The organism is Modestobacter altitudinis (genome assembly GCF_005930475.1).
Classification (GTDB): Bacteria; Actinomycetota; Actinomycetes; order Mycobacteriales; family Geodermatophilaceae; genus Modestobacter; species Modestobacter altitudinis.
The window spans coordinates 18,083-39,137 of sequence record NZ_SJEW01000010.1 but is presented as its reverse complement, the minus strand read 5'-3'; the positions used below and the strand labels follow the sequence as shown (position 1 = coordinate 39,137).

The following is a 21,055-nucleotide window of genomic DNA, read 5'->3' as shown; positions in this document are numbered from 1 at the left end:
GGCTGCCGAGGCACGGTGGTCACCACGGCGGCTCCTGGTGCTCCTCGCCGCGGTGGCTGGGGCGGTCCTCCTGCTGCTTGCTGGTCTGGTCATCGCCGTCGTCCACGCGTTGCACCCCTCCGACGGCCCAGCGGAGGGCGGACCGACGACCGGTTCGGCGGCGGCCACGGCCGTGCCCGACCCGACCGGCACGCAATCCGTCCGAGAAGCCCAGGACAAGCTGGCCGCCCGGCCGATGCCGGCGGTGCCCCTGTCGGCGTCCCGGCCAGGGCCCGTCTCGGAGCGCGACCCCGGTCCGCCCATCGTGCTCCCGCCGGCCACCGAGGTCGGTCCCGCCGGTGTGCCCACCGGCTTCCCGCACACGCCGGAAGGGGCCATGGCCCAGCTGGCTGCCATCGACCAGACCGCGATGCAGTCCGGGTCGATGGACGGCGCCCGTGCCGTGATCAGCGAATGGGCCGTCCCCGGTGGACCGACGACCACCAGCTGGTCCGGGGTCCAGGCGATGCGCACGGTGCTCAGCGCCACCGAGTTGTCCGGCGAGGGCTCGTCGGAGCTGGCCATCGTCTTCACCCCTCTCATGGGTCAGGTCAAGGGAGTCGTCGGACCCGACTTCGTCATCCCCTGCGTCGACTTCGAGCTCGACCTGACGCTCAACCAGACCGCTCGGGGAGGGATCGCGGACTGCCAGCGCATGGTCTGGCGATCTGACCGCTGGCTCATCGGACCGGGCGCGGAACCCGCGGTTCCGCCGTCCGTGTGGCCTGGCACCGACCTGGCCATCGAGGTCGGTTACCGGGACCTCCGCCATGGGTGACGACGTCGTGGCCGTCGACCTCAACCCGATGAACTGGCTCGGGGACGCCGCCTCGGCAGCAGCCGCCGACGTCTGGAAGGCGGCGATGATCAGCATCTGGTCGGCGGGTCTCTGGCTCCTCACCCTGTCGTTCAAGGTCATCGACGCGTTCACCACCCCGGACGTCTCGGCCGAAGGCCCGATGGGGAGGGTGCTGCCCACCACGCTGTGGTTCGGGGCCTCGGTCGCGGTGACCATGATGTTCGTCCAGCTGACAGTGGCCCTCCTCCGTCGCGACGGACGGTCACTGGGCCGGGTGCTGGCGGGCGTGGGTCAGTTCGGTCTCGTCTGGGTCGGCTACCTGGGAATGGCCGGCGGCTTGGTCGCGGCTGCCGCGGGGCTGTCTCGCGGCGTCCTGCGCTCGATGCTCGACGTGGACAGCCTGACGCAGTTCGACCCGAGCAGCAGCTGGCCCCGCGAGGTGGTCGACACGACGGCGGCCACCGTCCTCGGCTTCTCATCGCTGCTCTTGGTCGTGCCCGCAGCCTTCCTCTACCTGGTGATCATGTTGGTGCGTGAGGCGGCGCTGATCATCCTCATCGCCACCGCGCCGATCGCCGCCGCCGGGCTGGTCAGCGACAGCACCAAGTCGTGGTTCTGGAAGAGCCTGCGCTGGTTCTTCTCCTGCCTGCTCATCGCCCCCATGGCGGCCCTTGTGCTCGGCATCGGCGTGCAGCTGTCGGCAGGGGTCGTCGCAGGCAACGGGGACTCCACCGCCCAGGCGGCGGGCACGGCCGTCATCGGCGCGGTCATGGTGGCCATCGGTGCGGTGTGTCCGCTGGTGGTCTTCCGGCTGCTGGCCTTCGTCGACCCGGGAACCGCGTCGGGATCTGCGCTGCGTCAGTCATGGGGAGACGCCGGCGGTCTGTCCGGGGTTGTGTCCGGTGGCAGGCAGCACGTGGGCAGCGCCGCCGCCTCGCAGAGCGGTGGTGATGGCCGGTCACAGGGCGAAGCGGCCGCCGAGGCGCAATCCGTGAGCCGGCTGAGCTCGATGCTCGGGACGGTCGGCTCGGCAGCGGGTGCTGGCACCGGGGCAGCGGCCTCGTTGGCTCACCGGGCCGTCGACATCGCTTCCGATGTGCTCGGCTCGAGCGGTGTCGGGCATCCCGGCTACCGGACACCACCGGCCCACGAGCCGAGCCGTCACCGTTCGAACGGTGGCGCGGGTGCCAGCCGCAGCCGAACGTCCAGCGCTGATGGAGCGGGTCCTGACGGTCCGGCGTCCGATGGGGGAGGCCTAGGTCATGTGCCGCTGCCTGAGCCACCGATGCCGCCGGCCCCGAGCAGTGGGCTGAGCGGTTGGGCCCGTGACAGCGAAGCGATGGGTGGAGCGGGCAAAGCAGCAGCGGCGGGGGCGGCGCTGTGAGCGGGCAGGCCGGACCGATCCGCTACGGGTCGTGGTCGAAGGACAAGCCCGGTTGGTTCGGCGGCCTCAGTGCGAAGGCGTGGACCGCCGTCGGGCTCGGTGGGCTGCCCGTGCTGCTGGCCGTGGGAGCGCACCAGTGGCTGCTCGCACTCGGACTGATCCCTGTGTGGGCCGTGCTGATCGTCCTGGTCGCCGTGCCCGTGCGCGGTCGCTCGGCGCTCCGTTGGACGCTCGACTGGGCGTACCGCACCGGCGGAACCGCCATAGGATGGACCGACTGGCAATCCCACGCCGCCGCCGGAACCGCAGCCAATCTCCACGACGCCGACCTGCCGGGAGTGCTGTCCGGGATCCAGACCCACGACGGGCCGCCGTTCGGCCCGTTGCTGGTCCGTCCGGTGATCGTCTCCGACGCTCGAGAGCGCACCTGGGCCGTAGTCGCACGGCTCACGCACCCCGGCATCGGGTTGACCGAAGCCCCAGCCCGGGCGCGGATGGGCACCGGGCTCGCGGAGTTGCTCGAGGGCGCGGCCACCACAGAGCTGGTCTCGGTCGTCGCCCTGCAGATTCGGACGCTGCCTGACGACGGTGCCGAGCGGCTCTCCTGGCAGCGGGCCCATCTCCGGCAGGACTCCCCGGCGCTGGCGCGGATGGCCACGGCCGAGCTCGCGGCCATGATGAGCCAGGCCGGCGTCCGCCACGAGGCATTCCTGACGGTGGTCGTGCCCGAACGACGGATCGTGCGGCAGGCCAAGGAGGCCGGCGGCGGTGTGGACGGCCGCGCCCGCGTCCTCCAGGGCGTGATGAGCGAGGTTGAGGCCCGCCTGGTCGGACCGGTCGGCTGCACGAGCGTCACCTGGCTCGACTCGTCGTCCCTGGCCGCGGCCATCCGCACTGGGTTCGCCCCCGACGACCGAGCCGCCCTCACGACCGCTGAGCTCGACCGCGGCATCGATCCGAAGGTCGGCGCACTGCCGATGGCCGCTGCCGGACCCACGACGGCACTGCCGCCGGCGCGCCGCCACTACGCACACGACGCCTGGCACTCGGCGACGTGCACGGTCCTGCTGCCCGACAAGGGTGCGGTCATGGGTGCCTTGGCACCGGTGCTCGCACCCACGGCGGCGGGGGAGCGACGGTGCGCCACGGTGTTCTTCGAGCCGATCAGCTCTGCCAAGGCCGACCGGATGGTCGGCAACGAGTCGATGAGTTCCGAGCTGGCCACCGAGATGCGACGCCGCGGCGGTTTCAAGGAGCGCGCAGCACACCGTCGTGACTCGGCACGCGTCGAAGGACGGGACACCCGGCTGTCCGAGGGGAGCGCGCTCGTCCGCGTCGGCCTGGCCGTGTCGGTCACCGTGCCCGACACGTGGTCGATCACCGACTACGGCCGCCGCTTGGAGGCCAGCGTCACCGCGAGCGGATTCAAGCCGCTCCGCTTGGACCTCGCGCAGGACTCGGCGTTCGCCGCCGCGTGCATCCCCTTGGGGATCGGGTTGCCTCGACGTCGCGGTGTCCAGTGATCGGCCGGCGCGCCGGTCACCGGCGGCGGATCGCTCAAGGAAGGGGAGTAGCCCAGCTGGTCTCCGACTTCGGGCACCAGCTGCCGATGCCGCCCAGCGCATCGGTCCGCCCGGCAGACGCCGTGCCCTTCACCTCGCTGGTCGGACGACGGGGCCGGACGGGTCGAGCGGCGGGCTGGACGGCGGTGCCCGCACCGCTTGCCGTCTACCGGATGACGTCCGAGCAGGTCGGCGGAATATGGCCGCTGATCGCCGGTGCTGGGTTGCCGCCCGCCGGTGCGCTGCTGGGCGTCGACCATCTCTCCGGCGGTGCCTTCTCAGCGGACCCGATCGGCTGGACGCTCAATGGCGTCGCCGGCGTCACCAACCCGAACATGATCTTCTTTGGCGCGCCGGGGAGGGGGAAGTCCGGCACGGTCAAGATGTTCGCGCTGCGTCAGATGGCCTACGGCTATCGGACGCTGGTGCTCGGGGACGTCAAGGACGAGTACGAGCCGCTGTGCCGGGCTTTGCAGGTCGAGCCGCACGCGGTCGGCCATGGCCTGCCCGCGCGGATCAACCCGCTGGACTTCGGTCCTCTCGGCAACGACTGGACCAGGCTGCCCGGCGCCGAGGCACGACGCCGTGCGGCGATGGTGTTCGCGCGGTGGTTGCTGCTCATCCGGGGTCTGGTCGGGTCGCAGCACGTGCCGTTCGGACCGACCGCGGAGACCGCTGTCGGCCAGGTCATCCGTGACCTGACCGGCTACTCCGACGGTGCCGACCGCATGCGTGAGATCACCATCCCGCAGGTGTGGCAGGCGCTCCGCGCACCCACCGACGACCTCGTCGACGCCTGCCGCTACGCCACCAGGCAGCACTTCCTCGACGAGACCCGGCCGCTGCGTGACGCCCTCGGCGCGCTGGTCACCGGGCACCTGGCCGGCCTGTTCGACGCCCCCACCACCGTCTCGGTGGACTGGCGCGCACCGATCCAGTCCCTGTCCCTGTCCCGGCTGGACCCGCTCGGCGACGAAGCCGTCGGCGTGGCGCTGACGTGCCTCAACTCCTGGGGCCGGGCGATGACCCAGCTGGCGGAGCCCGGGGACATGCGGATCGTCGTCCGCGACGAGTGCTGGAAGCAGATGCGACTGGGCACGGAGGCGGTCAAGTCGCTGGACGCTGACCTGCGCCTGTCCCGCAACGACGGCTGCATCCAGGTAGTCGTGGCACACAAGCCGTCGGACATGCTCACCATCGGCGACGCTGGCAGCCAGGCGGTGGCCATCGCCAAGGACCTGCTCCATCTCTGCGCCACCAAGGTGCTGCTCGGTCAGGACGAGCAGATTGGGGACGAGCTCTCCGACCTGCTCGGCCTCAACCCGATGGCCGAGCGCATCGTCACCGACTGGGCCGCCGCAGCCAGGGGGCGAGCCCTGTGGCTGGTCGGCAGCCACGTCGCGAAGGTGCAGACCGTCCGCACCTCGATCGACGTCGCCCTCACCGACACCAACGACGCCCTGACAGGCGGCCCGGCGTGACCGGCGCGGCGCAGCGCGTGCCCCGGGCGTGGCCATGGCTGGCCGCGTTCCTCGTGATCCCGGTGCTTGCCTCGCTCATCCTGCTGCTGGTCCCGCTGGCGGTCTTCGCCGGACCAGCGGCGCGTACGCCAGCCGCATCATCGGTCTGCTCGACCGGCGGGACCGGAGTCACCGTCGCCGGCATCGCGCTGGACGCCGTCCAGATGGGCCACGCGCAGACCATCGCCGACGTCGCAGCCGCGCACGACCTACCGCCGTATGCCACGACGGTGGCGCTGGCCACCGCCTGGCAGGAGTCGCGGCTGCGGATGCTGGCCAACGACGGCAGCAGCCCCGACCTGACCACCGAGCAGGCCGGGGTGACCGCCACCAGCCTGACCTACCCCCACGACGGACTCGGCTCCGACCACGACAGCGTCAACACCTTCCAGCAGCGCTGGATCGCGAATTGGGGCACCGTCGGCCAGCTGATGGATCCCGTCTATGCCGCCGAGGCCTTCTACTCCCGGCTCCTCGACGTGCCCAACTGGCAGACCATCCCGCTGACCCGAGCCGCGCAGGCCGTGCAGGTGTCTGCCTCCGCGGACGCCTACACCCGCTGGGAGCCGCTCGCTCGGCAGCTCACCGCGATGCTGTGGCCCGCAGCTGCGGCTGCGGCTGCTGACCCGGCCGGTGCGCTGGACGGTGTCTGCCCCGGCCTGCCGGTGCCGGACGGAGCCTGGGCCCGGCCCACCGCTGGCATCCTCACTTCCGGCTTCGGGACTCGCTGGGGCAGCCAGCACGCCGGAGCCGACCTTGCCGGGCCCCGCAACACTCCCGTGTACGCCGCCGCGGCCGGCACCGTGCTCACCGCCGCGTGCACCAGCGCCTACTGCGACCGCGACGGCAACCTCGACCTGGCCGGCTACGGCAACCTCGTCGAACTCGACCACGGCGCCGGGGTGACCACCCGGTACGCCCATCTCTCGGGCTACACCGTCACTCCGGGCCAGCGGGTCAATGCAGGTGCGCTGCTCGGCTTCCAGGGCTCCACCGGCAACAGCACCGGCGTCCACCTCCACTTCGAGGTCCGTCTCGACGGCGCACCCGTGGACCCCGTGCCTTGGCTGGCCGACCACGGGGTCGACCTGCACGCCGCCACCACCGCCGGCTGACCAGGTCCCGGTCCAGCCGGCCGAGGCCACCGCGGGCAGGACCAGATCGTCGCCGTCCGACACGTTGCATGAACAGAGAGGCGAACCAGGAACATGCACAGCCACCACCACCCCGGGGCCTGCGCGTGACTACGCCGTCCCAGCGTCGCCGTGATCCTCAGCCGCTCAGCCGGGGATGGGAACTGGCAGTCGCCGTAACCGGTGCGGCGGTGATCCTCGTCGTCCTAGCAGCACTGGCTGGCCTCGGGCTCGCCTCGGCGCTGTGGGGCGGTGGCTGGGTGTGGCCGCACGGCACCGAGACGATCACCCGGGTCCTCGACGGGCTCTTGCATGGTCAGCCCGGGCGCGGCCTGCCTCCAGAGCAACTCCGAAGGGTCGCCCGACCCGTGCCGACGTACGCCTGCATCGCACTGGCCGAGGCGACCCTTCTCGCGGCTGCGGTCGCCGTCGGCATCTGCATCGCCCGGTTCCGACCCCGCGGCAACGGCATGGCCAGCCGCAACGAGGCAGAGCAAGCCCTCGGAATCCGCCAGCTTCGCGCTGCCAGATCGGTCATCCGCCCGGACCGCTATCGCCCGGAGGCCGCCCACGGTCGACGTCGCGCCGGTCGATGAGCGCCCGTCAACAGGGCGGTCCCCAGGTGTTGACGACATCCACAGATGCGCTCACCGGCCCGGTGCACAGCTCCCGTCTTAAGCAACGTCGACCGCTCTCCGACGCAAATCCGTTTGTTCCGCCACCAGAAGGAGCCCTGCAATGACACTGCCCACCGACAGCGGCCACAGCAGCGAACTCGCCACCGCCCGCACAGAAGCAGCGGCTCTGTTCGCCGCTGCTGCCCGAAACGAGCAGGCAGGGACGACGGCGCAGCTGCACTGCCTCGCCGCCCTCACCGCTCTGCGTGTGCCCAGCGGCCCAGTGCCCGCGACCGCCGACGCCAGCGACCCTGAACAGCTCGTCACGCAGGCTCTGCGCATCCTCGGCCGGCTGGACGCCGACAACTTCGCGCACCCCGACGTGCTGGCCGCGGCGCGGCACGGCCGGCGGGCGCTGCGGGAAGCGCTCTGATGGCCACCTCACTCGGGCAGCTGCTCGACACCCTCGCCGACACAGCGCGGACAACCGACTCCAGTCCAGGGTCCCGCGCCGACGCAGGCACCGCGATCGGGCAGCTGGGCCGCGCGTTGGCCCAACTGCGCCGCGACGGCGTCTCGCCAGCTGCTGGCGACCGCCGTGAGCAGCAGGTCGCCGCACTGGCCGCCGCCTGCACCCAGCTGGCCGTTCGTGCTCCGGCAACTGAGTCAACACTGACCAGGCTCGCGGCCGCCGCCGCCGACACCCTCGCCGTCCTCCATGACGAGACCACTGTTGCCACCCGCTGGGCTGCCGCCACCGTCGTGGCCGAGACCATCACGCCGCTGGCCGAGGTGATCGCCCCTGGCCTGCCCGCCGGTCCAGCGGCACAGTGGCTCGCCGAGATCGAGCGCCAGTCCGTGCTGGTCCAGCAGACAGCAGCGCTGCAGCCCCCGTCACGGGCTCATGTCGCGATCCTCGACCGGCCCATTCCCGGGCCCTCGGTTCCGGCGAGTGCGGACCCTGCGCGGGTGGTGCCGGATGCGGTCGCGGTCCTGCTCCACGCCACCGCCAGAACGACGGAGCCGCCGTCGGTCGCCGAGGTGCTGGCGTACACGCTCGGCGCCCAGACGCTCAGCGACGCCGCACAACGGCTCGGACCCATCACCGAGTCGCCGGCCAGGCAGGCGACAGCAGCGGAGGCGTGGAGAGCCGTGCGTGCGGCGTTGCGGCCCTACGACGACGGCAGCCGCCACCAGCACCAGCACGTACCGCCGGCCGTGAACGCGGCCATCCGTGTGCACGCATCGCTCAGCCGCCCTGGGCTGGAATCAGCGCTGCGGGCGGAGCCGCTGCGGGCGGTCGTCGCAGCGGCGGCCCAGCATCTGCCGACCCTGGCGACCCAGCTGCTCTACCGCTCCGTCCGATCCTGGGCAGACACCGGAGCACTCGTGGCCTACGCGCGCGACCTCCCGCCGCGGGACGAGCGGGTAGCCGCCTACTTGAGGGGCTACCGGCCCGGCGGGCTGGTCCGCGCCGACGCCGTCGACCTGCAGCCGGTCGCCGGTGCCCTGCACAACGCCCGGCTGCTGTCACTCGCCGTGGCGACTCAGGCTGCCAAAGGTGGCGTGCGCACGACGGGCGGCTTCCCGCGCCGGGCGTGGGCCGCGAACCAGGCGTTGCTCGATCAGCCGCAGACAGCGAGTGCGCTGAGCGCCGCCACGCAGGAAACGCAGCGGCAGCTCCAGGCGGCCCGCGGACGGACGCCCGGCCCGGGCCGGGCACGCTGATGGAGAAGGGGAGAGCAACGCGCATGTCCCGGTTCGAGCCCACCGATGTCGGCTGGCGGCTGGGCCGTTCCTCCCGACCGCGCGGTGTCGAGCTGTGGTGCCGGTACGACCGCACCACCGGTGTCTACGGCGAGCAGGGGTCCGGCAAGACACTGGACCTGCTGGCCCCGGCGTTGCTGGCTCACCTTGGCGCCGGGCTGGCGACGCTGACCAAGGTCGACGACCTCCTGCTGACTGCCGGACGCCGTCAGCAGCCTGGTCACCTCGGCGGCCCGCCACGCCCGATTGCCGTGCTGGACCCGTTCGGTGCCGCCCCCGGGATCCCGGAACTGGTGTGGGATCCGATCGCTGGCTGCGTCGATCCGCAGATCGCTGAACGACGGGCGAAGGCGTTCTCGGCCGGCACGGTCTCTGGTGCGGTCACCGGCGGCCGGCAGGACAACGCAGCGCGGTTCTACGCCGCCGAGACCGCCAAGGTGCTGCAGGGCTTCCTGCACGCAGCAGCGCTCACCGGCCGCACCCTGGACCACGTCCTGGAATGGGTCGCCAACCCGGTCGCCGCCGAGCAACCGGCCGAGATCCTGCAGCAGCACCCGCACGCCGCACGCTTCTGGGACGGTTTGTTGGCCGGTGCCCTGCACGGCAGCCCGGACACCGTCGGCAACACCGTCACCACTGTTCAGCAGGCCATGGCCCTGTTCTTCCAGCCGGACATCCGCGCCCGTTGCGTGCCGTCGCCTGGACGGCCGGCGACCGACCTGGTCGACCTGATCACCCGGCAGGGAACGGTGTACCTCCTCGGCCGCGACGACCCCTACGCCTCCGCAGCGCCGCTGATGACCGCCGTCGCCGAGCACGTCCTCGACACCGCACTGCAGGTCGCCACCACCTCACCGCACGGGCGGATGACCCCCTGCTTCCTGGCCTGCCTCGACGAACTGCCCTCCACCACCCCGCTGCCCACACTGCGGGTACGGATGGCCAACGAACGCGCGCTCGGCTTGTCGTTCATCTACGCCGCGCAGACCTGGAAGCAGATGGTCGTCTCTTATGGCGAGGACGAGGCCCGCTCATTGTTCGGGCTCACCAACACCCTTGTCGTCTTCGGCGGCGGCAAGGACGTCCACTTCTACCGGGAGCTGTCCGACCTCCTGGACGACGTGCGGATCAGCCGGCAGACCGTCACCGACGGCCCCGGCGGAATCGGGACGTCCCGCTCCGGCGAGGACGTTCGGGTGCTGCGCCCCGGCGACATCCGTCGCGTGCCCGAGCGGCACGCCCTCGTGGTCGCGGGCACCGCGCCGCCCATCATCGCCAGGCTGCAGCGCTGCCTCGACGGCAAGGACGGGCAGCGGTTGAAGGCCGAGCTGGACGCCGCCCGCGCGCACGTCACCCGGGCTCGCACCGCGGTGGTCGACGTATCCGAGCGCACCGCCGCGGCGCTGGCCTACGCCCGCGATCACCGACTCACCCCGGGCCGTGACGACCACGCTTCCGGTTCGCCGTTCGCGCAGTTGCCCGATGAGTACTCCTGGTGAACGTCCTGCCGTTTCCGCCGCCGCCGCTCCCCGTCCTCGGGGCGCTCGAACTCCTTGCGGACGTTCGGCGACGGGACTCCGCGCGGCCGGCCCGAGCCGATCTCGTCTCGGACCTGGAGCGCCCGTGGGAACCGGCCGGATGCAGTGGCGAGCTCAGCGCGGCGGTGTGGACCTGGTGTCACGGCGTCGCCGCCTGGGTGAATCACGAGTTCGCCTGGCGACCCGCGCAAATGATCCCGGCCTGCTGGCCCCACCATCCCCACATCGCCCGGGAGCTGCCCGTCCTGGCGGTGCTGCGCTGGCAGGCGGAGAACTCAGCCGGTCCTGAGTTGATCGAAGAGTGGAACCGCTACGCCTTCCCGATGTTCTGCGACCGCATGGTCGAACGCCTCGGGGAGAGCACCTGCCGCACCGGTCGACACCAGACCTGGCCCGCCGAAAGCCGCTATTCGGCCTTCCTCGGGTCTCGTCCTAGCTGACGACCGCTGACACCGCCGCTTTGCCGGCGGGCATGCGGCAGAGAGCCGGATGACGCGCCTCGGGCGCGACTCAGGCGCAGCAGTCGGCCGAGGCCTGCGCGGTGACGCCAAGGACGCCGCGGCTGGGACCGCGCGTCAAGGCGACCATCGCCCTGAGGGCGGCCTTGGGGACAGCCGCCACGGCTTCACGACAGTGTGAGGCAGATGCCTCACGACACACTGGTGCAGGTAAGCCCGCAGAGGTGTATGGCGCGGGGTCCTCGGGTGCCCCCTTGATTGCTGCGGGACTGCCCATCCGTTCTCTGCGTCAGCCTGCGGGTCGAATGCTGTCCGCGTCATCCTGTGGATCACCACGGTCCAACGGCACTTCAGGCAAGGCGGCCCACCGCGAAGGACGCAACGAAGCGGCGGCTTGATGTTGGTGATGGTCGCGAGCCAGCGGCGCGAGCAGGCTAGTAGGGGCCAAACCCGGCACCGCTCGGGTCGGGCGCCTCGTAACGCTGCGTGTTTGTACCCGTGCTTGACGTGGTACCAAGCCGCTGCCTGTACCGAGGAGGAGTTCATGTCCGACCCACGCGCTTTTGTCAGTTTTGACTTTGATCATAACGAGCTCTCAAAGATTCTTTTCGTCGGCCAGGCGAAGAGTGACTCGCCGACGCCCTTCACTATCCATGACTGGTCGAGCAAGACGGCCCTACCCCAAGCGGAGTGGGAGCGGTTGATTAAGATGAAGATGGCAAGCACTAACATGTGCATCGTCCTGGTCGGACCCTCCATGGCCACGGCAACCGGAGTGGTCAAGGAAATCGAGATGGCGAAGGACCTCGACGTTCCCGTCTTCGGTGTCTATGTCGACGGGGCCAGCAGCAGCAGCGCGCTGCCGGGAGGCCTACAGCGTAATCGCACCATCGCGTGGAGGTGGAACCTTATCGCCGCCGCCGTCGATCAGATGATGGGGGAGGGCAAGAACGCGTGAAGCGCGCGCTGCTTGTTGGAATTGATCACTACCCGACCGTCGGATCGCTGACCGGTTGCGTCGCCGACGCCACCGCGTTGAGCCATCCTCTCGCTCGGCACGCCGACGGGTCGCCCAACTGGCGCACTGAACTGATTACCGGTAAAGCGGGTTCGGCGACCATCACGCGGCACAGGCTGCGCGGCGCCCTAGCGGCCCTCTTCGCCAATGCCCGTGACGCCGACCTGCTGTTCTTCTTCGCGGGGCACGGAGCGCAGACCTTGTGGGGTGCAGACCTCGTCACTCAGGACGCCGCGCAAAACAGCCTTGGCGTCTCGATGAACGACTTGGTCACACTGGCCAATGACTCGCCTGCTCGCAGCGTCACCATCCTCTTGGACTGCTGCTTCAGCGGTGACACGGGGAACACTCCGGGACTTCAGGCAGCAGGAGTGGCCGAGAACTTCCGCCTCAACAAGGCCGTCGTGCGCGAGAATGTCACCATCATGGCTGCCAGTCGCGGAACCGAACCCTCTCAAGAGGCTGGGGGGCATGGCGCGTTCACCCGGGTACTGCTAGACGGCCTGGAGGGCGGCGCGACTGACCACCGCGGTAACGTGACTGCGCTCAGCTTGTATGGCTACGTCAGCCCGGCATTTGACGCCTGGGAGCAGCGCCCTGTCTTGAAGACCTATCTTACTGAACCTGTGCTATTGCGAATTGGACCACCATGGCTGGACAGTGAGCTGCTGCGCAGACTTCCCGATCACTTCCCGTCAGAGGATCACCGCCTGCAGCTGAGCCCCGCCCATGAAGGTGAAGGTCGACCGCTACAGCGGGGCAACCCCGGTAGTGTCGAGCAGCAGGAGTTTGACTACGTCGGACGACTGCGCAACGCCAACTTGGTCACCACAGACGAGCGGCGAGATCACTACTGGGTGGCCATGGAAAGCGGTCACGTCTACCTGACGCCGCTTGGGCGGTATTTTTGGCGACTGGCCGATAAAGGTCTGCTGTGACGCGAATTGGGTGTACCGGTCACCAAGGCCTGACATCGCCCACCCGACGCAACGTCGCGGTCGCCATCGCTGACATCCTCGCTGTCGAGGGAGAAGATGACTTGACCGGCCTCACAAGCCTCGCGGAGGGCGCCGACCAAATCTTCGGCTTCGCAGTCCTTGCAGCCGGCGGCCTTCTGCACGCCATCATCCCTAGCGAGAGCTACGAGCAAAGCTTCGACTCCAGCTCGTCGCGGGACGCCTATACCGCCCTGCGAGCCCTTGCGGGCGCTACCACAATCCTGCCCTTCTCAACACCCGACGAAGACGCCTACTTGGCCGCCGGTCACGAGGTTGTCGACCGCTGCGAGATCCTCGTTGCGGTTTGGGACGGAAAGCCAGCGGCCGGAAAAGGCGGGACTGGGGACGTCGTCGCCTACGCTCGCGCACGGGAACGAGACATTCGAGTCGTCTGGCCAGAAGGGGCCAGTCGGCGCTAAATCGCCCGCCACATGCAGGTGAGATGCCAATCGTGGCCGCATTCGGAGTGGCGCGGGTGGCGTTCCTCGGCGGGGCAGTCGGCCATAGACGGGTGGTCGCCTACAGCAGATACGTGGCGAGAAATAATGTGCCATCATCTTCTAGTGTCATGTACCCTTCACATTCCTGACATCGCCCCCTAACGATGGAATGCTCTCGATCTCGGGTATAAAAGAAGATCTGTTTGATAGGGCATTGGCAAGACGGGCATCCAAGCGCAATCGAGTCGGCCGACAATGATTTCAAGACCGTAGCCGGATCGACGTCGCTAATGCGAAAGGGCGGGATCCGCATCAGATCCTCGACGTTGACGAACTGTATGACCTTCAGTTCGCCATCAGGCGGGAGGCGTCGGGGAAGTGGGGATTTCCCCACGAGGGCATTGGTTGTAGGCTGGAAGTGACTCTTGATGCGTCTCTCTTTGGAGAGGACCAGCAGAACCTGGTCGCGAAGCTCCAGTAAACTTTTGGATCGCCGCGGATACGTCTTTACGTCGCGTGAGCGATGCAGGACCATGCCATGCCTCCCGCACAACTTGCCGAGTTGCCGGTTGCGTGCGGACAGTCTGGGAGTAAGCGCACGAACGTGCGTGGCGTCAACCCTCTTAAACCAGCCCCCGCCATGGGGAAGCGCGTGCGCCATGATCCTGAGCAAGTAGCCAGCATGAGAGCGATGAATCCAGAGGATTGTGCGCGGTAATAAGTTTAGCCGTTCCAGGTAGGCGATCTCATGGAGCACGCTGGGTCCTGTAATGAGATCCATAAGTGGAGCGGAGAAGAAGTCGCCGAAGCCTTCCTTACGCATGTGTGGGACCCTCAATATTGGCCATGTCTTGCGTTTAGGCGCGAGATGAAGGATGACACAGTCCGCCTTTCCCAGAGCCTCTACCACGTGCCTACGCCATGAGTTGTCATCTGCGGTGATAAACTCAATGTGCTGCTCGAACGACTCTTTGGTTTGCCTAGTTCGAAACCACGCGTCGCGCAACGCTTGGCCCTCGGCCTCTGATCCGACAAGGGTGAGTTTAACGTCGGCCAGAAGTGCTGAAAGGTTGAGCGCTAGAGTCCAACTCGGCGTGTCATCTTTGAATGACCGTAAGAGTACAACTGACCGTTGCACACGCGCGTTACGAGAGCGAGCCTTGCGAGCCTTGCGAGTTCGCGCAGCTTGATTTCGCATCACTGTGTTTTCCTCGGCTGAGTTTCGAAGCGCAAGCGCATGTCCCCGATGAGGCGCGCCTGTAAACGAGTATGCGACCCCCGTAGACGAGCCGATTCCAGAAGGATGACCCCTGAGTCGCGGTCATGCAACCGCCCCGAGCCCGATGCGCGCGTGCCGGATTGTGGTCAGTCTAGAAACTGCCAGTCCGTCGTCGCGAGTTGCCAAACGAGACGAAGGACTGCCCTACTTCAGTTGACTCGTCGGGTGGGGTGTTTAGGCCGCGGTGACGGCGGGTGCTACCTCCGCCTTGAGGGGCAGGGCTCGACCCACAGGCCATCGTGTCCAGCGTCTCGCTCAGGGTCGCAGTCTCTGCCCTGCGCGGGAACCAGCTCCGGCGGCAGCCCGCCGAGCTTGTTGAACGCTGTTGGCAAGCGTCCCCTGTCCTGCGTCCGCCAAAACCATTGCCCTCACGGAGGCGTTCACCGTCGAATCTATGTTGACGTTCCCTGAGAGCGGTTGGTCAGAGGGCAACACCTTGCGACGCGGGCGGGCAACCTCATTGGGGCGCCGGGCGGCGTCCAGGACCTCGTCGAGCGCAATTTCTGGTGCGATGCCGGTGCGCACCACAACCGACACCAGGTGCGTTGGCCAACTGGTCGGCGGAAGCGCCGCGATGATCGGGGCGGCGCGACGTGCGGCGAGTACCCGGCCTTCGACGGTGTGCAGCCGCTCCGCGTAGACGGCTATGCGGCTGTCGATGAGCGCGCTGGCGAGACTTCGGGAGTTGGCGAGGGCCTGCCGTAGGACCTCGGGGCCGGCCGTCTCCAGCAGCTCGGCGGGGTCCTTTCCGGTCGGGACGGCGACGTGACGCGGGTCGTCGCCTCGGGCGGTGAGCTGCCCGAAGATGCACTGGGCGGCGAGCTGCCCGGCGCGGTCGGCGTCCGTGGCGACGATGACGCCGGGGCGTTCCGCACCGATGAAGGCTCGGAGTCGGTCGGCCTGTGCGTCGGTGAACGCCACGCCCATGGGCGCGATGCCGACGTAGTCGCCATCGCTGGCGAGGGTGACCGCCAACGCGTCGAGGGGGCCTTCGACGATGACCGGCGTCGCGCCGGTGGCCAGCGCAGCTGCTCCCTCGGTGAGCCCGTACAGCTCCTGGCCCTTGGTGAAGAGGTCGGTCTCCGCAGTGTTGAGGTACTTCGGAGCAGCGTGGTCCCTGCCATCGTCGAGGGCCGGGTTCCGGCGGCCGATCCAGCCGTGGATCTCATCGCCGTCGCGGATGGCGAAGACGATCCGGTCGCGGAAGCGGTCGATGATCCGGCCGGTGGAGGCCCGACTCCCGAGGCCGGCGGCGACGATCTCGGCCTCGGAGGCGCCCAGGTCGCGTAGATGGTCGGTCAAGGTGGTCCAGCCAGCGGGGGCGTAGCCCAGGGTGAAGCGTTCGTCGTCGCTGAGGTCGGTGCCCACCCGCCTGGAGAGGTAGGCCGCCGCCCAGGAGTCCCGATACCGGGCGGCGAAGAAGGCAGCGGCCTCCTGGTTGAGCTCGAGGAGCCGGTTCCGGTCGAAACGGGACGTGTCGCCCTGGTCGGGGCGCTCGGCGTGCTGAAGACTCACCGGGTCGCAGCCGAGCGGTTCGGGTGCGGGCTCGGTGTCGTCGGGTTCCGTGAGGCCGGCCAGCCAGTCCCGGTCGGGTGCAGCGTTCAGCGCCGGGTACTGGTTCAGGTCATCCGGCGGAAGAGCCGCGTCGCTGCCCCCCGCGGATGTCGGCTCGGTGAGCAGGCCCATTCGCCAGGCCAGAGCCGTGGTCAGCTCGTCTGGGCGCAACGGCTCGTCGTCAGGGTGACCAGCGCGCAGCAGGTCGTACGCAGTGGACAGCAGCTGGTCTGGCCGCCAGCCATGATCCCGACCCTGGTCGACGGCGGCGGCCAGCACGGGCCAGCTCGGATCAGCGATCATCCGGTCGGCGGCTGCGCGCCCGAGGGTGGCTGCCAGGTCGAGAGTCCAGTCCGGGCGCACCGTCCGTGCGGAGGAGGCGTCGGCGGCCATCGCGGCGGGGGAGAGGTGCCGGGTCAGCCGCCACCACAGCGCGGCCGCCGGCTGCTCGTCGGGGAGCGCGCGCTCGGTGCTGGCGCGAACGAGCGCGGGGATGTCGATGCCCGCGCGTTCGGCGGTAGTCAGTCGCTCGGCCAGGACCGGCCAGTAGGGGTCGGCGGTGATACGTGGGTCGATCCTCTCGGCCAGCGGCGCCCACCGCGCAGTGACCGTGCCCGGGTCCCCGAGCAGTCGGTCGGCGCGGGCGTTGAGCCCGCCTTGGACGCGGGCTTCGGCGGCCGCCGGCAGCGGGGGTCCGGTGGGGCGGCGGTCGCCGTCGTCAACGCCGTGAGCGGCGCGCCAGACGGCGAGGTCGGCGACCAGAGCGGCGTCATGGTCGAGCGTCGGGCGGGCCCAAGCCGGTGCGCTGGCCGGTGTCCAGGTGCGCGAGCGCGCGACGACGGCGGCGGCGAGGGCAGTGACGTGGTCGGCGCGGTCGGTGAGGTAGTCGCCCCACTCGGCATCGGTCCGCAGCGTCTCGGGGACGGCGGGCAACCACGGCAGCGGTCCCGCACCGGTCGAGCGATGCCCGGTGGGGTCGATGCGCCAGTCCAGGACCGCGGCGACGTCGCGCGCGTCGTCCAGACCGCGCCAGACCGCCAGTGCCCGGCGCAGTACGTCGACCGGGTCGCTACCGGTGACAGCGCACAGCGCCAGGTGCGCGCGCAGCACGGGATAGGAATCCTGCGTGGTCACTCCGTGTGCCGCGGCCTCGGCGGCCGAGTCGATGGCGGCCAGGCCCTCGGCTCCCAGCCGTTGTTCTGCCGCGGTGGTGAGGGCGTGGTGGTACTGGTCGGCGACCTCATGCAGCTGGACAGCAGGATCGGCCAGCTCGCGGAGCGTGCTCGTGGCCGAGGTCGGTGCGTCGTCGCGGGCCAAGACGCGGGCGAGTACGTCGACAGCAGTGGGCGGCAGCAGCGCATCGCGGGTGATCACACTGTGCGGATCGCCATCCCCGGCGATGGGGAGGAAGACGTGGTTGGCGTGCCGGCCGCGGGTCAGGGCCACGTAGAGCAGCTGGCGGGACTCGGAGCCGGTGGCGATGGCGTAGGAGGTGTCCGCGGTGACGCCTTGGGCGCCGTGCACGGTGGTGGCGTAGCCGAGGGTGACGTGCGCTTGGACGTAGTCGGCCGGGAGGGTGACGTGCCGGCCGGTCCGACGGTGGATCACATCGAGGGCGCCGGACTCGTGGACGGCGGCGATGGTCCATCGGTCGCCGTTCTTCACCCAGTCTGTCGCGCCGACGGGGAGGGTGCGCTCGTTGCGGCGGGTGATCACCGCATCCCCGGCGGAGGCACGCGACGAGTCGGCCAACGGGACGTCAGCGCCGATCGGCTCGGTCCGTTGGGCCAGGCGCTCGCGGCGGGCTCGGTCGTTGAGTTCGGCGACCAGCTCGCGGGTGGGCGCCAGCATGATGGCGTCGCGGCCGGCGACCTGGTCGGTCGCCCAGGCGGTGTAGGCGTCCTCGGTGACCGTGGCCAGGTCGCCGACGTGCACCCGGCCGTGGTCGACGTAGTGGGCCAGGGCCGCTGGGTCGCCGTCGCGCAGCGCCAGCGACGCCGCACCCTCGGCGTGGTTAGGGGCGCCGGTGTCCGGGTCGGTGAAGCGAACAACCTGCGTCAGGGTCACCGCGCCCTGGCTGGCAGCGAGGTCTCGCAGCACCCCGCCAGCGCCGATGGCGGCCAGCTGTTGGTCGTCGCCGATCAGCCGAACCGACCCACCCGCGGCGGTGACGAACTCGATCACCCGGGCCAGGTCACCGGTACCTGCCATGCCGGCTTCGTCGACGACGACCAAGGTGTTTGGGCCGATCGAGGAAAACCAGGCCGGGACGTCGACGCCGGTGCCCATGGCGTGGACCAGCTTGGCGAGGGTGTCGGTGTCGGGGCCGACCTGCTCGCGCAGCATTGCGCTTGCCGCCGCAGACGGGGCGAGGCCGATGACGGTGCCGCCTCCATGCCGCCACGCTGCGGCCAGAGTTCGCAGTGCTGTGGTCTTCCCCGTGCCGGCTGGTGCCAGCGCGAGCTGCACCCGGGCCCCCGAGGTGGCCAGCTCGCGGACCAGCTCCGCCTGACCGGGGTTGAGAGTCACCCCATTGGCCACCGACTCGAGCAGTGCCATGTCGACCGACGCGGCCGAGGTGACACGGGCGTCGCGCTGTTCGGCCGCCGCTAGGACGGCTCGTTCAGCGGTGAGAACCGCGCTTGAGGTGTACAACGCCGAGCCGGCAACGGTGTACATCGAAGTGCCGTCGGAGCGGCGTAGCGCGGCCGGTTCGCCAATCGCCTCCTGGCTGCCCAATCGGATAGACAGTGGGGGTGACAGTGCCGCGGTGACGATCGCGTCGACCGCGCGGTCAGTATCAGCCAGCCGTATTCCGGCGGCGCGGGTCCGCCGTTCGGCCTCAGCCCGAACGTGGCTCTCCTGCCACATAGCGCGGGTGCTGGCCACCACTGGCACCAGACTCGCGGCAGTCTCGGCCACCCAGGCGTCAGTCGCTCGCCGGACCCAGCCCTGGCCAGAGCGCCGACGGAGCACGCCGTCCAGATAGCTCTGCAGTCGGTGCTCTCCGCCCAGCACCGTCAGCGCCTCTCGCCGCCAGCTGGACCGCTGTTGGGCGTAGGAGCGCGGCTCGTGCTTGGCCCGTCGAGTCTCCAGGTTGGCCCGCTGCGCCAGTGCCAGCGCCTCCGTCGTTGTCGGCGGCCGGCCGTGGTCGGCTTGGAACTGAGCCGACAGCAGCGCCCGTCGGGCGTCGATTGCCGTGCGGCGCGATGACCAGAAGCCGGGCAGGTCGCCGTCCACGCCGACGATCTCGCGCACGGGGCGCTTGCCCGGCTGGGTGCTGGGGCGGTTGGTGAAGGCGACGCCGAGACGGTCGACGAGCAGCGCCTCAAGCCGGGTGTTGTACCGCTCGGAGGCGGCGACCTTGTTCCGGTAGATCAGGCGCCCGTCCAGCGCCAGCCACCGGCCGTCGAGCGTCTGCACCTTGTTGCTGATCGCGACATGGGTGTGCAGATCCGGGTCGCCCGCTCGCGAGTCGCGATGGGTGAACGCCGCCGCGATCAGCCCACGAACCTCGACCTGGGCTATCCCGTTGCGGCCGGTCCGCGTGTAAGTCGCGCGGTCCTCCAGCCATGCGAGCGTGTTGGCGATGGCATCCGTGTGCGCTTGTTCGATGACGGCAGCAACCTCCGGCGGGGCGATGGCCCACAGTGTCGAGACGCTCTTGACCGGGCTGAAGGTCAGGTCGTAGCCGGCGACGGCCGTCGTGGCCTGACGGGAGATCCGCGCCAGGTGACCCGACAGCTCTCGGGCGTCGGCCGGTGGGCGACCGTACTTCTCGACGAACATCGCTCGTGCGAGCGCGGTGCGGATCCGGGCGCGGTCCGCCTCCGGAACCGGGGTGACGGCGTCCAGGTCGTGGGCGACGTTGTAATCGCGGAACCCTTCGGCGCAGCGACGCCGGAACTCGTTGCCCTGGTCGAAGACACGGTAGGGCGCGCCCAGCTGGCTGGCCCTGTCGACCTGCTGTGGATCCTTGCCGGCCAGCCGTGCCGCGTGCTGGATCGCCTCGGCGTTGGGGTGACGTCCCTTGCCGAACAGCGCGACCATCTGCGCCTGGGTGACCTGCTCACCGACCGGAAAGTCCGTCACACCGGCAAGGCCGCGCCCCAGCCAGACGCCGGGAGCTTCGCCCTTCTCGCTGTAGTAGTCGCCGAGGCCCCCCAGCCCGCGCTCCGTGGCGTCGTGCGCGGCTACCTGACGGGTCAGATACGTGTATCCGTCGCCCGCCGTGAGCTTGTGCAGCGTCATCACAAACTGACGCTAAGGAGCCCTGTCCCGCGACAAGATCATCCGTGATGCACCAGGTGTGTCGGATCGGACGCTGTTCCTGTTGGGTCGCTGGCGGGCGGTTGACGCGCTCGGATGTGGCCCGGGTCGGCTGGTCTGAAGGGCGCTGCTGGCGTGTAGGTGCTCTGAGCCTCCGTCCGGAGCCCAGGAGTTGGAAGGCGCTCGGAGCATCCCGGAGATCAGGCACGCCGGGCCGGACAGCTAGCACCGGAAGCAGCCGACAGCAGCGAGGTGGCCCGGCGCGCACAGGCTGGTGTGGTCGAACCCAGCCTCTCTGTCGACCGCCCGGGCAACGGCCCCGACGACTGGGCTACCTAGGCGGCGTGTCCGGCCGGTCGGCCTCCATCGCCGCAGAGGGAGTGCTGGAAGCCCATACCGTTCGACCCGCACATCACCGTCAGCGTCACCGTCATGTTCACCGACGACGGGGCCGGTCATCCGACCTCTGGCCGCCGTTGCAGGGGAACGACGAGTCGGACCAGCCGCAGTACGCCCCGCTCGTCTTCGGCTTCATGCCGTCGGACGCATTGGACGAACCGCCCCGCTGCTGATCTTTCCTGCAGCGCCTTCCCTACCCGTTGACGGTGGTCAGCCGCTCAATCGGGACGAGAAGGCACGCCAAGCCCGTCGCGACCTCCGAAGCTCCGCCAGCCAGACCG

At 69.7% G+C, this 21,055-nt stretch carries 14 protein-coding genes; 12 read left to right on the top strand and 2 right to left on the bottom strand.

What is annotated here, in order from left to right:
• The first annotated feature begins 52 nt into the window (after positions 1-52).
• From FHL79_RS05895 to FHL79_RS05840, 12 genes are all read left to right on the top strand, one after another.
• Entirely contained in the window at positions 53-817 is a 765-nt protein-coding gene (locus tag FHL79_RS05895) for a hypothetical protein (RefSeq protein WP_246080395.1), read from the top strand.
• Positions 810-2,222 (top strand): type IV secretion system protein, encoded by a 1,413-nt coding sequence (locus FHL79_RS05890; RefSeq protein ID WP_138757689.1) that lies wholly within the window; start codon positions 810-812, stop codon positions 2,220-2,222. Before FHL79_RS05895 ends, FHL79_RS05890 begins: the two co-directional genes overlap by 8 nt.
• On the top strand, positions 2,219-3,745 hold the full coding sequence (locus FHL79_RS05885) for an SCO6880 family protein (RefSeq protein WP_138757688.1): 1,527 nt from the start codon (positions 2,219-2,221) through the stop codon (positions 3,743-3,745). Before FHL79_RS05890 ends, FHL79_RS05885 begins: the two co-directional genes overlap by 4 nt.
• Before the next feature lie 212 nt (positions 3,746-3,957).
• Positions 3,958-5,265, top strand: coding sequence for a putative type IV secretion/conjugal transfer ATPase (locus FHL79_RS05880; RefSeq protein WP_246080394.1), 1,308 nt, complete (start codon positions 3,958-3,960; stop codon positions 5,263-5,265).
• Positions 5,262-6,419, top strand: a complete 1,158-nt coding sequence (locus tag FHL79_RS05875) for a M23 family metallopeptidase (RefSeq protein WP_138757687.1) — start codon at positions 5,262-5,264, stop codon at positions 6,417-6,419. The genes FHL79_RS05880 and FHL79_RS05875 overlap by 4 nt, the downstream gene beginning before the upstream one ends.
• 209 nt (positions 6,420-6,628) lie before the next feature.
• Positions 6,629-7,033 (top strand): conjugal transfer protein, encoded by a 405-nt coding sequence (locus tag FHL79_RS05870; protein WP_246080392.1) that lies wholly within the window; start codon positions 6,629-6,631, stop codon positions 7,031-7,033.
• 142 nt (positions 7,034-7,175) lie between these two features.
• Positions 7,176-7,487 carry a hypothetical protein gene (locus tag FHL79_RS05865; protein ID WP_138757685.1) on the top strand — a complete coding sequence of 104 codons (312 nt, stop codon included), beginning with the start codon at positions 7,176-7,178 and terminating at the stop codon, positions 7,485-7,487.
• Complete coding sequence (locus FHL79_RS05860; protein ID WP_138757684.1) at positions 7,487-8,782, top strand: serine/threonine-protein kinase; 1,296 nt, start codon at positions 7,487-7,489, stop codon at positions 8,780-8,782. The genes FHL79_RS05865 and FHL79_RS05860 overlap by 1 nt, the downstream gene beginning before the upstream one ends.
• A gap of 23 nt (positions 8,783-8,805) precedes the next feature.
• Complete coding sequence (locus tag FHL79_RS05855) at positions 8,806-10,320, top strand: type IV secretory system conjugative DNA transfer family protein (RefSeq protein WP_138757683.1); 1,515 nt, start codon at positions 8,806-8,808, stop codon at positions 10,318-10,320.
• Positions 10,317-10,799, top strand: coding sequence for a hypothetical protein (locus FHL79_RS05850; RefSeq protein ID WP_138757682.1), 483 nt, complete (start codon positions 10,317-10,319; stop codon positions 10,797-10,799). The genes FHL79_RS05855 and FHL79_RS05850 overlap by 4 nt, the downstream gene beginning before the upstream one ends.
• Positions 10,800-11,361: 562 nt before the next feature.
• The gene (locus tag FHL79_RS05845; protein ID WP_138757681.1) at positions 11,362-11,775 is read left to right on the top strand and encodes a TIR domain-containing protein; all 414 of its coding nucleotides are present in this window, start codon (positions 11,362-11,364) and stop codon (positions 11,773-11,775) included.
• Positions 11,772-12,773 (top strand): caspase family protein, encoded by a 1,002-nt coding sequence (locus tag FHL79_RS05840; protein ID WP_171058040.1) that lies wholly within the window; start codon positions 11,772-11,774, stop codon positions 12,771-12,773. Before FHL79_RS05845 ends, FHL79_RS05840 begins: the two co-directional genes overlap by 4 nt.
• A gap of 579 nt (positions 12,774-13,352) precedes the next feature.
• On the opposite strand, the gene FHL79_RS05835 is transcribed toward FHL79_RS05840, so the two are convergent.
• Together FHL79_RS05835 and mobF are read right to left on the bottom strand one after the other, a co-directional pair.
• Complete coding sequence (locus FHL79_RS05835; protein ID WP_138757679.1) at positions 13,353-14,096, bottom strand: hypothetical protein; 744 nt, start codon at positions 14,094-14,096, stop codon at positions 13,353-13,355.
• A 711-nt stretch (positions 14,097-14,807) separates the two neighbouring features.
• Positions 14,808-20,357 (bottom strand): MobF family relaxase, encoded by a 5,550-nt coding sequence (gene mobF / locus FHL79_RS05830; protein WP_246080390.1) that lies wholly within the window; start codon positions 20,355-20,357, stop codon positions 14,808-14,810.
• Between the last annotated feature and the right edge of the window lie 698 nt (positions 20,358-21,055).